A 13514-nucleotide genomic window follows, 5' to 3' on the forward strand; every position below is an offset into this window, starting at 1 on the left:
GCTCATGACCGCACCCGCCATCAGCGTCGAGGGGGTGTCCCGTCGGTTCGGCGAGGTGCACGCCGTGCGCGACGCGAGCTTCGAGGCCCACGCCGGCAGCGTGACCGCCCTCATCGGGCCCAACGGCTCGGGCAAGACCACGCTGCTGCTCATGCTCGCGACGCTGCTGGCTCCCGACGCCGGCACGATCCGCCTGGCGGGGCACGACCCCGTCGCCGATCCGCGCGCGGTGCGCTCGGCGATGGGCTGGATGCCCGACGTGCTCGGCTCGTGGAGCTCGATGACCGTGCGCGACACGCTCGTCACCACCGGGCGGCTCTACGAGCTCGGCCTCGAGCAGTCGCGGCAGCGGGCGGCGGAGCTGATCCAGCTCGTCGGCCTCGAGCCGCTCGCCGATGCGCCGACGCGCGTGCTGAGCCGCGGGCAGAAGCAGCGGCTGAGCCTCGGGCGGGCGCTCGTGCATCGGCCGAGCATCCTGCTGCTCGACGAGCCCGCCTCGGGCCTCGACCCCGCCGCGCGCGTCGACCTGCGCGTGCTCGTGCGCTGGCTCGCCGCCGAGGGCGCCGCGGTGCTGGTCTCGAGCCACGTGCTCTCCGAGCTCGACGAGATGGCCGATGCGGCGGTCTACGTCGACGGCGGCGTCACCGCCTCGGCCGAGAGCATCGCGGCCACCCGCACGACGATGCGCGACTGGCGCATCCGGGCCCTCGACCGGCCCGCGCTCATGGCGGCGCTCGACGAGCTGGGGCAGCGCCCCACCGACGTCGACCACTTGGGCGCCCTCGTGCCCGTCGCGGGCGAGGCGGAGGCGGCGCAGCTGCTCGCCCGGCTCGTCGAGCGCGGCGTCGCGATCAGCGCCTTCGGCCCCGCTGTCGGCGACCTCGAGCACACCTTCCTCGACCTGGCCAAGGGAGGCCGCTCGTGAACCGCTACCTCGACGGCCTCGGCACGATCGTGCGGCTCGAGCTGCGACAGCGCATCCGCTCGGTCGCCTGGGTCGTGCTCATCAGCATCGTCTTCGTGCTCGTCGTCGTCGTCTCGGTGCTGCTGTGGTTCTCGCTCTCGGCCTTCGGCGGCGACGCGGCCTCGAGCGGCGGCGTCTACTCGTCGATCATCTTCTTCGTGCTGCTCATCGGCACGCTCGTGGCGCCCGCGATGAGCGGCAACGCCATCAACGGCGACCGCGACGCCGGAACCCTCGCCACCACCCAGGTGACGCTCGCGAGCACGAGCCAGATCGTGCTCGGCAAGTTCCTCGCCGCCTGGACGGTCGGCCTCACCTTCCTCGCCGCGAGCCTGCCGTCGCTCGCCTTCGCCGTCATCGGGGGAGGGGTGCGCCTCGACACCCTCCTGGCCTCGTTCGGGATGCTCGTCCTCGAGCTCGGCGTCGTCGCCGCCGTCGGCGTCGGCCTCAGCGGCCTCATCTCGCGCCCGCTGTTCTCCGTCGTCACGACGTACCTCGTGGTCGCCGCCCTCAGCGTCGGAACCCTCATCGTCTTCGGCCTCGGATCCCTCGCCGCGCAGTCCGAGGTGCGGGTGACCAGCATCGAGCCCGACTACGCGCAGGCCGACCCCGAGACGGGTCTCTTCGACGGGCCGCCGACCTGCATCACGAACGAGTACACCTACACGGTGCCGCGCACCGACCAGGTCTGGGGCTTCCTCGCCGCGAACCCCTACGTGATGCTCGCCGATGCCGCGCCCGCCTCGTTCGACCGCAACGGCACCCCGCTCGACCTCTTCGGGCAGATCGCCTTCGCGGCGCGCTCGGCGCAGGTGCCGGTCGAGCTCGAGCGCACCGACGACTACTGCACGGGCGATCGCTACCAGGGCGCGTTCCCGGAGGACTACGAGACGCCGGAGGAGGTCATCGCCTCGACCGTGCCGACCTGGTTCGTGGGCCTCGGCCTGCACCTGCTGCTCGCGGCGGGGCTGCTGCTCGGCGCCGTGCGCCGCACGAGCACGCCGGCGGTGCGCCTCGCGCGCGGCAGCCGCATCGCCTGAGCCGATGACGGGAACGGGGCGGCGGGGCTCGGCTCGGAGGATCGTTCCGCCGCGCGGGCGTCGTGCGCCCGAGCCGCTCGACGGGGCGAGGAGTGGCGCCCCCGGCAACCCGAATGCCGAGGGCACCGACGGCGGCGGACCGTAGCCGGGCCGCCGTCCCGGCCGCGTGCAACCCGAATGCCCGCGACCAGTCGTGAATCCCCCGGGGAGCATCGATCGGCGAGCGCCGATGCGTGAGCATCCCCGACGACGAGCGTAGCGGCGCGCTCGGCCGCGCGGCTGAGGAAGCCCAGGGCGCGTCGCGAACGCCGTCGGCGAGAGCCCAGACGCAGCGGAGAGGCGAGCGCCCCGCAACCCGAATGCGAGGCGCTCGCGCGCGGCCCTGTCGGAGCGACGGGGGCCGCGCACATCGGCCGGGTCCCACCCGAAGGGACTCGACCGAGCAGGTCGGATCGGCGTCCCCGCCGATCCCAGCAGCAGGCGCAGCGCTCGATGATCCCCCGATCCGAGCGGCGCCTGGCTCAGGCTACATAACGTATGTACAAATAGCAAACATTTGTTATGTTAGCGCCATGTCTCCTCGCAACGACCCGGCGCGCAAGCCGCTGCTGCTGCTCGAGATCCTCGAGCACCTCCGCGAGCGTCCCCTCGCGACGATCACGTTCCGCTCGCTCGCCGAGGCGCTCGGGGTCAGTCCGTTTACTCTCGTCTACCACTTCGGTACGCGTCGCGAGCTCATGGCGGAGATCATCGGGTCGATCGGTGCGCGGCAGGATCGCGTCATCCAGGCCGAGCTCGACGTCGACCCCTCGCTCGATGCGCACCTCGCGGCGACGAGGGCCTCGTGGCAGCACTTCCTCCATCCGGTCCCCCGGTCGCTGCTGCGACTCGAGTTCGAGGCGGCCCTCCTCGAGGTGACCGACAAGGAGCTCGACGCCGGAGGTCTGGCGATCCACGGCCGATGGGTCGAGTGGGGCGCGGAGGCCGTCGAGCGGTTGGGCCTTCCACGCGAGATCGCCGAGCTCGAATCGCGTGTGCTCGTCGATCAGATCTACGGCTTCCAGTTCGATCTCATCGTGAGCGGTGACGAGGTGCGCGCGACCCGCGCCTTCGAGATCGCCCTTCAGTCGTACGGCGAGCGTCTCGCCGCGCACCTCGCCGCGACCTCCTGACGCCCGCCCGCGGCGCGGGCCGCACCCGGGTGCCGTGACAGAATCGGGGCATGGCCAGCCCGGTGACCCCGCCCCGCGGGATGCGCGACCTCCTGCCCGCCGACAAGGCCCATCGTGAGCACGTGCTCGGCCTCATCCGGGGCGTGTACCGCGCGCACGGCTTCGACGAGATCGAGACGCCCGTCATGGAGGACTCGAGCCGGTTGCACGCCGGGCTGGGCGGCGACAACGAGAAGCTCGCCTACGCCGTCATGAAGCGCGCCCTCACCGTCGACGATCTGCAGGCGGCCGAGCGCCCCCTCGACCTCGCCGATCTCGGGCTGCGCTTCGACCTCACCGTGCCGCTCGCCCGCTTCTACGCGAGCAACCGCGCGAAGCTGCCGGGCGTGTTCCGCTCCATCCAGATCGCGCCCGTGTGGCGGGCCGAGCGTCCGCAGAAGGGCCGCTACCGCCAGTTCGTGCAGTGCGATATCGACATCATCGGCGAGCCGGGCGTGCTCGCCGAGATCGAACTCATCACCGCCACGAGCGAGGCGCTCGAGGCCCTGGGGCTGCGCGGCTGCAGCATCCGCCTCAACGACCGCCGGCTGCTGACCTCGTGGCTCGATGCGCACGACGTTCCCGAATCGCTTCATCCTCGCGCGCTCATCATCCTGGACAAGTTGGACAAGATCGGGGTCAGTGGCGTGGCTGCAGAGCTCGCGTCGATGGGTCTCGTGCACGTGAATTCGATGCTGGCGTTCATGGAGTTGAGCCAGGGCGATGGCGACGATTCCTGGGCGATGTTGGAGTCGGAAGCATGGTCGTCGAGCCAGGCGGCGGCCGACCTTCGAGCGATTCGTGCCGCGGTCGGCCCCCGCGCGAGGCTCGTCTTCGACCCGTTCCTCGTGCGCGGCATGGGCTACTACACCGGCCCGATCTTCGAGGTCGCGCACCCCGAGCTCGGCTACTCGCTCGGCGGCGGCGGGCGCTACGACGGCATGATCGGCCGCTTCCTCGGCGCCGAGGTGCCGGCCACCGGCTTCTCGCTCGGCTTCGAGCGCCTCATCGACCTCGTGCCGCCGGCGCCGTCGACGGGCGAGGGGGATGCCGCTCTCCTGCACGAGAAGGGCGTCGACCCGGCGCGGCTCATGGCGCTGAAGTCGCTCCTCATCGAGCAGGGCGTGCGCGTGCGGCTCGCCGCCAAGCCGAAGAACCTGCGCGGAGCCCTCGACCAGCTCGCCGCCGACGGCTTCGGCCGCTTCGCCATCGTCGGATCGGACGCCCCCGCGCATCCCGACGCCCTCGACTGGCGGCCCCTCGAGCGCAGCGCCTGACGCCGTCGCGCTCTCCGGGGCGTCGCCGCCCGCGAGTAGGATCGCCTGCGGACATCACCACCCCCGCACGTCCAGACTTTGAAGGAGACTGACCAGTGGCAGCTATCGAGGCCGTCGGAGCCCGTGAAATCCTCGACTCGCGAGGCAACCCCACCGTCGAGGTCGAGGTGCTGCTCGACGACGGCACCGTCTCGCGCGCGGCCGTGCCCTCGGGCGCGTCGACCGGAGCGTTCGAGGCCTACGAGCTGCGCGACGGCGACAAGGGCCGCTATCTCGGCAAGGGCGTGCAGAAGGCCGTCGACGCCGTGCTCGACGTGCTCGGCCCGGCCATCGAGGATCTCGACGCCAGCGACCAGCGCCTCATCGACGCCGAGCTCATCGCGATCGACGGCACCGACAACAAGAGCAAGGTCGGCGCCAACGCCATCCTCGGCGTCTCGCTCGCCGTCGCGAAGGCCGCGGCCGACTCGGCCGACCTCCCGCTGTTCCGCTACGTCGGCGGCCCCAACGCCCACGTGCTGCCCGTGCCGATGATGAACGTCATCAACGGCGGCGCGCACGCCGACACCGGCGTCGACGTGCAGGAGTTCATGATCCTGCCGATCGGTGCCGAGAGCTTCACCGAGGCGCTGCGCTGGGGCGCCGAGACGTACCACGCCCTCAAGGGCGAGCTGAAGGCCGGCGGCTTCGCCACGGGCCTCGGCGACGAGGGCGGCTTCGCCCCCGACCTGGCCGGCACCAAGGCCGCCCTCGACTTCCTCGTCGCGGCCATCGAGAAGGTCGGCTTCACCCCGGGCAAGGACATCGCGCTCGGCCTCGACGTCGCCGCGACCGAGTTCTTCCGCGAGGGCGCCTACCAGTTCGAGGGCACCGCGCGCTCGGCCGAGGAGATGAGCGCGTTCTACGCCGAGCTCGTCGCCTCCTACCCGCTGGTCACCATCGAGGACCCGCTGGACGAGGACGACTGGGACGGCTGGGCGGCCCTCACCGAGCAGCTCGGCCGGAAGGTGCAGCTCGTCGGCGACGACCTGTTCGTCACCAACCCCAAGCGCCTCGCCGACGGCATCGCGCGCGGCACCGCCAACTCGCTGCTCGTGAAGGTCAACCAGATCGGCACGCTCACCGAGACCCTCGACGCCGTCTCGCTGGCGCAGCGCAGCGGCTACACCGCCGTGCTCTCGCACCGCTCGGGCGAGACCGAGGACACCACGATCGCCGACCTCGCCGTCGCGACCAACGCCGGCCAGATCAAGACCGGCGCCCCGGCCCGCAGCGAGCGCGTCGCGAAGTACAACCAGCTGCTGCGCATCGAGGAGGAGCTCGGCGAGGCCGCGGTGTACGCCGGTCGTTCGGCCTTCCCGCGCTTCACCGCGTAGCCGCACCTCTCCATCGACGGGCCCGCCGTCCTCCCTTCGGGGAGGGGGCGGGCCCGTCGCCTACGCTGGGGGCATGGCCCGCCGACCGTCCACCGAGCTGCCCGTCGCCCTCCCGGCCGACGCGCCGGCGACGAGCGCGTGGTTCCGCAATCTGCAGGTCTCCGGCTTCACCGTCACCGTCTTCCTGCTCATCGTCGGCGCCCTCGTGGTGCTCGCTCCGTCGCTGCGCGTGCTCGTCGAGCAGCAGCAGGAGATCGCCGAGCTCGAGGCGCGCGTCGCCGCCCAGGAGGCCTCGGTCGACGGCCTCGAGGAGGAGATCGACCGCTGGGCCGACCCCGCCTTCATCGAGTCGCAGGCCCGCGACCGCCTGCTCTACGTCAAGCCCGGCGACATCTCGTACCTGGTCATCGACGACGGCGCGACCGTCGAGTCGTACGTCGAGCAGCCCGTGAGCGACGACATCCAGACCACCCGCATCGATTGGAGCCGCGCCGTGCTCGACTCGCTCCTCGTCGCCGGGCTCACCGAGCTGCCGGCCGTGGAGCTCCTGCCCGCTCCGGGGGAGGCCCCGTGAGCCGGCCGCCGTTCGCCCCGTTCACCGAGCGGGACGTCGAGATCGTCAGCGCGCAGCTGGGGCGTCCGGCGCGCGATGTGATCGGCATCCCGGCCCGCTGCGTCTGCGGCGCGCCCACCGTCGTCGCCACGCGACCCCGGCTGGGCAACGGCACGCCCTTCCCGACGCTGTACTACCTGACCCACCCGGGGGCGACGGCCTCGGCCTCGCGCCTCGAGGCCTCGGGCATCATGGCCGTCTGGCAGGCCGAGCTGGGCGAGAACGCCGAGCTCGCGGCGCAGTACGCCGCCGCCCACGAGCAGTACCTCGCCGATCGCGAGTCGATCCTGCCGGTGCCCGAGGTCGAGGGCTACTCGGCCGGCGGGATGCCCACCCGGGTGAAGTGCCTGCACGCGCTGCTCGGCCACGCCCTCGCCGCGGGCCGCGGGGTCAACCCGATCGGCGACCGCGCCCTCGACGAGGGCGACTGGAGCCCGGAGGTCTGCGCATGCGCCCCCGATCAGCGCGGAGCCTGAGCCTGCTCCTCGCCGCCGCCCTCCTCGGCGGCGCGGCCACCGGCGCGGGCGCGACCGTGCTGCCCGCGCCCTCCGCGGCGGCCGACGCCGTGCGCGACCGGCAGTACTGGCTCGACGACTACGGCATCCGTGCGGCGTGGGCGGTGACGCGCGGTGCGGGCGTCTCGATCGCGATCATCGACTCGGGCGTCGACGACGGACATCCCGATCTGCAGGGGGCGGTGATCGGCGGCACCGACGTGTCGGGGGAGGGCGCGGCCGACGGCACGCGCCCGGTCGGCGCCGAGCGCCCCGACCACGGCACGATGGTGGCCTCGCTCGCGGCCGGGCGGGGCAGCGGGCCCGACGCGGGCGTCATCGGCGCCGCGCCCGAGGCCGACCTGCTGAGCGCCTCGCTCGCCTTCGGCGCCGGCGCGCGCGACGGTGACGCCCAGGTCGCCGAGGCGGTGCGCTGGGCGGTGGATGCCGGTGCCGACGTCATCTCGCTCTCCCTCACCCGCAACACCGTCGACTGGCCCGAGAGCTGGGACGACGCCTTCCTCTACGCGGAGCGCAACGACGTCGTCGTCGTCGCCGCAGCCGGCAACCGCGGCAGCGGCACCGACCAGGTCGGAGCGCCCGCGACCATCCCCGGCGTGCTCACCGTCGGCGGGGTCACCCGCGCGGGCCGCGCGAGCGACGAGGCCTCCTCGCAGGGCATCTCGATCTCGGTCGTCGCCCCGAGCGAGCAGCTCGTCGGATCCGTGCCCGGCGGCGGGCACGTGCTCTGGCAGGGGACGAGCGGCGCGACACCGATCGTCGCGGGCATCGCCGCGCTCGTGCGCGCCGCGCACCCCGACGAGACGGCCGCGCAGGTCATCCAGCGCATGATCGGCACCGCGCGCCCGGTGACGGCCGCCGTTCCCGACCCGCTGTACGGCTTCGGCTACATCGATGCCGAGGCCGCCGTGCGGGCCGCCGAGCCCGCCGTGACCGCGAACCCGCTCGGCAGCCTCGAGCGCTGGATCGCGGTCAACCGGCGCGCCGACTCCGGGTCGACGGTGCTCGAGATCCCCGCGCCGCAGGAATCGCTCGGCAGGGAGGCCGAAGCGCCCGAGGTGACCACGGGCGACGTGCTGCGGGCGACGGCCATCGCGGCCGAGCCGCTCGTGCCGCTCGCCATCGCCCTGTACGTCGGGATGCTGCTCGTGATCGGGTGCCTCACCGCCGCCGTCGTCGGTTTCGCCCGCCCACGGCGCACGCTGTAGATTGTGGTCGACCACCACCAGCAAGGAGAGCTACCACCGTGCCCAGAATCCTGATCGTCGGTGGCGGCTACGCCGGCTTCTACACCGCTCTCAAGCTCGAGAAGTGGTTGCTCAAGGGTGAGGCCGAGGTCGTCGTCGTCGACCCGCTGCCGTACATGACCTACCAGCCGTTCCTGCCCGAGGTCGCCGCCGGGCAGATCGAGCCGCGCCACTCGGTGGTCTCGCTGCGCCGCCACCTGAAGAAGACCACCGTCATCACGGCCAAGGTCACCGGCATCGAGCACGCGAACCGCACCGCCACGATCACTCCCGAGGTCGGCGAGCCCTGGCAGATGGAGTACGACCACGTCGTCGTCACCGCGGGCGCCGTCTCGCGCACCTTCCCCATCCCCGGCGTCGCCGACAACGCGATCGGCATGAAGTCGATCGAGGAGGCCGTGGCCGTGCGCGACCGCCTGCTCGACAACTTCGCCAAGGCCGCCCTGCTGCCCGCCGGCCCCGCGCGCGACCGCCTGCTCACCGTCGTCGTCGTCGGCGGCGGCTTCGCCGGCATCGAGACCTTCGCCGAGCTGCGCGCCCTCGCGAGCGCGCTGCTGAAGGACTACCCGAACCTCACGATCGACGACACCCAGTTCCACCTCATCGAGGCGATGGGCCGCATCATGCCCGAGGTCTCGCTCGAGACCAGCCACTGGGTGCTCAAGAACCTCGCCCAGCGCGCGGCGACCGTGCACCTCGACACGCAGCTGAAGAGCGCCGTCGACGGCGTCATCGAGCTGTCGACCGGCGAGAGCTTCGAGAGCGACCTCATCATCTGGACGGCCGGCGTCATGGCCAACCCCGTCGTGCGCGGTACCGACCTGCCCCTGGAGGAGCGCGGCCGCATCCGCACCCGCGCCGACCTGCGCGTGCACACCGAGGACGGCGCCATCGTCGAGGGCGCCTGGGCCGCGGGCGACGTCTCCGCGGTGCCCGACCTCTCCGGCGGCGGCGTGGGCGGCTTCTGCGTGCCCAACGCGCAGCACGCCGTGCGCCAGGGCAAGCGCCTCGCCAAGAACCTCGTCGCCGTGCTGCGCGACGAGGAGCCGGTCGACTACGAGCACAAGAACCTCGGCGCCGTCGCGGGCCTCGGCCTCGGCCACGGCGTGTTCCAGTCGGGCCGCATCGCCATCAAGGGCGTCGTCGGCTGGGTCATGCACCGCGGCTACCACGGCCTCGCGATCCCCATGTGGGAGCGCAAGCTGCGCGTCTTCAGCGGCTGGGCCTGGAACCTCGTGCTCGGTCGCGACAACGTCAGCCTCACCGCCCGCGAGGAGCCCCAGGCGTACTTCCAGGAGTTCGCCTCGCGCCCCAAGGCCTGAGCGCCGCATCCCGCATCGCCACGACGCCCCCGCCGCCCTGCGCGCCAGGGGCGTCGTGCTGCACGGTCGCGGCCGCCGACCTAGGCTGGGGGCTGCGCCCCGGTAGCCCAATCGGCAGAGGCAGCCGACTTAAAATCGGCCCAGTGTGGGTTCGAGTCCCACCCGGGGTACCACTCACGCGCGTGACGGCTCGGCGCAGCAACGGCATCAGCGCAGCGACGGCTCCACCCAGCGCACCCAGGCGGTGATCGCCATGAGCACGGCGGCGACCGCGGCGGCGACGAGCGTGAGCAGCAGCAGCGGGAAGTTGGCCCCTGCGGCGAAGATCGCTCCCGCGACGGCGCCGGCGAGCAGCGCGGCGACCACCCAGAGCGGTCGCGAGACCGCGTAGAGCGCGCGACCCGGGTACAGCCCCACCGGCAGCAGCAGGAGCAGCAGCGACCCGAGACCGCCCAGCGCGACCGCGGCGGCGGTCTCGCTCCACAGACTCATCCAGAACCCGGTGCTCGGGGTCAGCAGGTCGTGCGCCGCCCACGCGAGCAGCGAGAGCACTGCGACCCCGCCGAGCTGCGCCGAGGCGACCCCGACCCGCGCGCGCATCCGCACGGTCCCGGCGGCCGACGCGACGAGCACGACGCCGATCAGCAGGGCGGGCCGCAATTCCCCGAAGCGGGTCAGCACGGCGGCCGCGGCGGCGGCGAACAGGATGCCCGGCAGCAGCTGCACGGTCACCGGTGCCCGCCACGTGCGGCCGGCCAGCCGCGCAGGCAGCGACACCCCCACCGCGTTGAGCACGAGGAGACCGAGGCCGATCGCCGCGGTGAGGCGCAGGTAGCGCACCTCCCACGCGACGCTGCCGGATAGGGCGGCGAGGAGAGCGGCAACGCCGAAGACGGCGACCGCGGTGACGGTCGGCGAGAGCAGCGGCTCGGTGTCGACGACGGCGGGGCGGTTGCGGCCCAGCATGCGCGGTCCGCGGGAGCGCAGGCGCGGCAGCGCCGCGGTCGAGAAGGCGCGGATGGGCAGCGCGATGAGCAGGAGGTAGCCGAGCGCGACGAGCAGGCCGAGCAGCAGCCCGCCCCGCTCGGCGACCTGGGCGAGGGTCGGGAGGGCGTTGCCGAATCCGCTCGGCGTTCCCCAGTTGGTGGCGACGGACCCCGGAGGCGCCGGGGTCGGGGTGATCGGTCCGGTACTCGGGCGGGGCGAGGCATCGCCATCGTGGGGAGCCGAGGGGCTGGGGGAGGGAGTGCCGTCCGGCCCCGGCGTCGGTGAGGGGGTGGGGGAGTCGGCGGGCGGGGAGGGAGCTCCGGGTGCGGTCGGTCGCGGCGTCGGAGTCGCGCCCGCCGGGCCCGCGAGCACGCTGAGCGGCGCGATGGGCGCGCTGAAGTTGCCGGCGGGGTCGATCTGCAACACCTGGATGCTCCACTCGCCGGGGGAGGGGAGGCCGATCGGGCAGCTCCAGGCGCCGGTGCCGGCCGCCGTCGTCTCGCAGAGCAGCGAACCGCTCGCGAAGACCTGCACCGTGGCTCCGGGCTCGCCGGTGCCGCGCGTCTCGAGCCGGCCGTCGGTCGTCCGCGTGCCCGCTTCGGGGGAGGTCACGACGGGCGATGCCGGGATGTCACGATCGACGGTGGCACGAACGGCGGACGACGGAAAGCTCGCTCGATCGGGAAAGGCGGCGTCGATCTGCCGAGCCGATACCTGGTAGGTGCCAGTGGGGACGACCAGACGGCACGACCAGAATCCGCTCGATATTGTGGCAGGGCACTCCTCTGCGCCCGTGACGGGAGTGCCGTCGACGAGTAGTTCGACCCGAGTCCCCGGCGCACCGACACCCGTGAACAGGCCCGTCGTCATGACGGTTCCCGCGCCGTCGATCGTCGGTGGCCCGAGAACCCGGACCCGGGAGGGGACGGGTGGTTGCTCGGAGTCGTCCGACAGCGTCTCCACCGCGGCGAGATCCCACACGCCGTTCGCGAGCGACACCCCGGGGCAGCTCCACGCAGTCTCCTCCGTAGCGGCGACTTCGCACAGGATGCGGTCGTCGGAGCTCAGGACGAGGCTCGAGCCGGCCCCTTTCGTGCCCGACACGGTGAACGACGCCGTTCCGACGAAGCCACCCTCGGGGGCGGTGAATGTCACCGCCGCCGAGGCGGGGGCCGCCGGCACGAGCACGCCCGCGGCGACGGTGACGACGGCGAGCAGGCCGAGCGCGGCGGTCACGAGTCGGGTGCGGCGCATGAGGCCCCCTCCCCGTCCGTTGCGCGTCATCGGTCCGAGCGGGGCGGCGATGCCGCGACCTCGGATCGCTGCCGCCATCATCCCAGGTATCCCTCATGTCGACCGCGACGTGACATCGGGTGTCGGCGCACCCATAGCCGCAGCGCAGGCGCATCCCTGTCGGCGAGCGCACCCCCGCCCTACACTGACCGCATGGAACTCCTGATCGTCATCGGCGTCATCGTCCTCCTCGCCGTGATCGTCGGCATCTACCTCTGGTCGACCTACAACTCCCTCGTGACGCTCAACGTGCGCGTCGACGAGGCGTGGAGCGACATCACGGTGCAGCTCAAGCGCCGAGCCGATCTGCTGCCCAACCTCATCGAGGCGGTGAAGGGCTACGCCGCGCATGAGAAGCAGGTGTTCGAGAGCGTCACGCGCGCCCGTGCTGAGACGCTGAGCGCCCAGGGCCCGGCCGATGCCGCCGCCGCCGAGGGGCACATGCAGCAGGCGCTGAAGAGCATCTTCGCCGTCGCCGAGGCCTACCCGCAGCTGCAGGCCAGCCAGAACTTCCTGCAGCTGCAGGGCGAGCTCGTCGACACCGAGGACAAGATCCAGGCCTCCCGCCGCTTCTACAACGGCGGCGTGCGCGAGCTCAACGTCAAGATCAAGCAGTTCCCGAACACGCTCTTCGTGCGGGGCCTGGGCTTCACCGAGCGCGACTTCTTCGAGGTGGCCGACTCGGCCGCGATCGCCGAGCCGCCGCGCGTGCAGTTCTAGCCGACCGCTCGCCGAGCATCCCCTGACCTCGCCCCAGGAGGGCATCCGTGTACCGCGCCATCGCCGCGAACAAGCGCAACACCATCTTCATCATGCTCGCGTTCTTCGTGCTCATCGGGGCGCTCGGGCTCGTCGCCGACTACCTCTACGGGGGCGGCTTCGGCATCTTCATCGGCACCCTCATCGGCGCGGCCGCGTACACGCTCTTCCAGTACTTCGCGGCCGGGCGGCAGGCGCTGTCGATGGCGGGCGCGCGGCAGATCCAGAAGGCCGACAACCCCCGGCTGTACCGCATCGTCGAGAACCTCGCCATCACCGAGGGGATGCCCATGCCGGCGGTCTACGTCGTCGACGACCCCGCACCGAACGCCTTCGCCACGGGCCGCGATCCGCAGCACGCGAGCGTCGCCGCCACGACGGGCCTCATGGAGCTCATGACCGACCGCGAGCTCACCGGCGTCATGGCCCACGAGCTGGGGCACGTCAAGAACTACGACATCCGCGTCTCGACCATCGTCTTCGGGCTCACCGTCGCGGTCGGCCTCATCGCCGACGTGCTCGCCCGCATGGCCTTCTTCGGCGGCAACCGCAACAACAACGGCGGCAACCCGATCGTGCTCGTCTTCGGCCTCGTCGCGATGCTCGTCGCCCCGCTCGTCGCCGCGCTCATCCAGGCCGCCGTGTCGCGGCAGCGCGAGTACCTCGCCGACGCCACGGGCGCGCTGACCACCCGCGACCCCGAGGCGCTCGCGAGCGCGCTGCAGAAGCTCGGCGACTACGCCCGGCCGATGCGCAAGCAGAACTCGACGATGGCGCACCTGTGGATCAGCGACCCGATGAAGCCGGGCGTGATGGACCGCATGTTCCAGACGCACCCGCCGATCGCCGAGCGGGTCAAACGCCTCATCCAGAACTCGAACCGCTTCTAGAGCGCCACCGCGGTCGGTCG

At 72.4% G+C, this 13514-nt stretch carries 12 protein-coding genes and 1 tRNA gene; 12 read left to right on the forward strand and 1 reads right to left on the reverse strand.

What is annotated here, in order from left to right:
* Window positions 1-4: 4 nt before the first annotated feature.
* The 10 genes from HGB54_RS03315 (at window position 5) to HGB54_RS03360 (ending at window position 9738) form a co-directional block, all read left to right on the forward strand.
* Window positions 5-925, forward strand: coding sequence for an ABC transporter ATP-binding protein (locus HGB54_RS03315; RefSeq protein WP_168915192.1), 921 nt, complete (start codon window positions 5-7; stop codon window positions 923-925).
* The gene (locus HGB54_RS03320) at window positions 922-2004 is read left to right on the forward strand and encodes an ABC transporter permease (protein ID WP_168915193.1); all 1083 of its coding nucleotides are present in this window, start codon (window positions 922-924) and stop codon (window positions 2002-2004) included. The genes HGB54_RS03315 and HGB54_RS03320 overlap by 4 nt, the downstream gene beginning before the upstream one ends.
* A gap of 572 nt (window positions 2005-2576) precedes the next feature.
* Window positions 2577-3176, forward strand: a complete 600-nt coding sequence (locus tag HGB54_RS03325) for a TetR/AcrR family transcriptional regulator (RefSeq protein WP_168915194.1) — start codon at window positions 2577-2579, stop codon at window positions 3174-3176.
* A gap of 50 nt (window positions 3177-3226) precedes the next feature.
* Window positions 3227-4492 carry a histidine--tRNA ligase gene (hisS, locus tag HGB54_RS03330; protein ID WP_168915195.1) on the forward strand — a complete coding sequence of 422 codons (1266 nt, stop codon included), beginning with the start codon at window positions 3227-3229 and terminating at the stop codon, window positions 4490-4492.
* A gap of 95 nt (window positions 4493-4587) precedes the next feature.
* Window positions 4588-5868, forward strand: coding sequence for a phosphopyruvate hydratase (gene eno / locus HGB54_RS03335; protein WP_168915196.1), 1281 nt, complete (start codon window positions 4588-4590; stop codon window positions 5866-5868).
* Window positions 5869-5941: 73 nt separating this feature from the next.
* A complete protein-coding gene (locus HGB54_RS03340) occupies window positions 5942-6442 on the forward strand; it encodes an FtsB family cell division protein (protein ID WP_168915197.1) in 501 nt (166 codons plus the stop codon).
* Window positions 6439-6957 (forward strand): DUF501 domain-containing protein, encoded by a 519-nt coding sequence (locus tag HGB54_RS03345; protein ID WP_168915198.1) that lies wholly within the window; start codon window positions 6439-6441, stop codon window positions 6955-6957. The genes HGB54_RS03340 and HGB54_RS03345 overlap by 4 nt, the downstream gene beginning before the upstream one ends.
* On the forward strand, window positions 6930-8204 hold the full coding sequence (locus HGB54_RS03350) for a S8 family peptidase (protein WP_168915199.1): 1275 nt from the start codon (window positions 6930-6932) through the stop codon (window positions 8202-8204). Before HGB54_RS03345 ends, HGB54_RS03350 begins: the two co-directional genes overlap by 28 nt.
* A gap of 38 nt (window positions 8205-8242) precedes the next feature.
* Window positions 8243-9565 carry an NAD(P)/FAD-dependent oxidoreductase gene (locus HGB54_RS03355; protein ID WP_168915200.1) on the forward strand — a complete coding sequence of 441 codons (1323 nt, stop codon included), beginning with the start codon at window positions 8243-8245 and terminating at the stop codon, window positions 9563-9565.
* A gap of 96 nt (window positions 9566-9661) precedes the next feature.
* A tRNA-Leu gene (locus HGB54_RS03360) sits at window positions 9662-9738 on the forward strand.
* A gap of 34 nt (window positions 9739-9772) precedes the next feature.
* On the opposite strand, the gene HGB54_RS03365 is transcribed toward HGB54_RS03360, so the two are convergent.
* A complete protein-coding gene (locus HGB54_RS03365) occupies window positions 9773-11806 on the reverse strand; it encodes an Ig-like domain-containing protein (RefSeq protein ID WP_168915201.1) in 2034 nt (677 codons plus the stop codon).
* Between the two features lie 192 nt (window positions 11807-11998).
* On the opposite strand from HGB54_RS03365, the gene HGB54_RS03370 reads away from it, so the two are divergent.
* Window positions 11999-12565 (forward strand): LemA family protein, encoded by a 567-nt coding sequence (locus tag HGB54_RS03370; protein WP_168915202.1) that lies wholly within the window; start codon window positions 11999-12001, stop codon window positions 12563-12565.
* A gap of 47 nt (window positions 12566-12612) precedes the next feature.
* Window positions 12613-13494, forward strand: coding sequence for a M48 family metalloprotease (locus tag HGB54_RS03375; RefSeq protein WP_168915203.1), 882 nt, complete (start codon window positions 12613-12615; stop codon window positions 13492-13494).
* Window positions 13495-13514: the final 20 nt, after the last annotated feature.

Origin of the sequence: Microcella flavibacter, from assembly GCF_012530535.1 — a bacterium.
GTDB classification, from domain to species: domain Bacteria; phylum Actinomycetota; class Actinomycetes; order Actinomycetales; family Microbacteriaceae; genus Microcella; species Microcella flavibacter.

Bases quoted from the DNA above. Each gene is read 5' to 3' on its own strand.
- HGB54_RS03315 (WP_168915192.1), top strand. From the start codon at position 5: ATGACCGCACCCGCCATCAGCGTCGAGGGGGTGTCCCGTCGGTTCGGC.
- HGB54_RS03325 (WP_168915194.1), top strand. From the start codon at position 2,577: ATGTCTCCTCGCAACGACCCGGCGCGCAAGCCGCTGCTGCTGCTCGAG.
- hisS (WP_168915195.1), top strand. From the start codon at position 3,227: ATGGCCAGCCCGGTGACCCCGCCCCGCGGGATGCGCGACCTCCTGCCC.
- HGB54_RS03340 (WP_168915197.1), top strand. From the start codon at position 5,942: ATGGCCCGCCGACCGTCCACCGAGCTGCCCGTCGCCCTCCCGGCCGAC.
- HGB54_RS03350 (WP_168915199.1), top strand. From the start codon at position 6,930: ATGCGCCCCCGATCAGCGCGGAGCCTGAGCCTGCTCCTCGCCGCCGCC.
- HGB54_RS03365 (WP_168915201.1), bottom strand. From the start codon at position 11,806: ATGCGCCGCACCCGACTCGTGACCGCCGCGCTCGGCCTGCTCGCCGTC.
- HGB54_RS03370 (WP_168915202.1), top strand. From the start codon at position 11,999: ATGGAACTCCTGATCGTCATCGGCGTCATCGTCCTCCTCGCCGTGATC.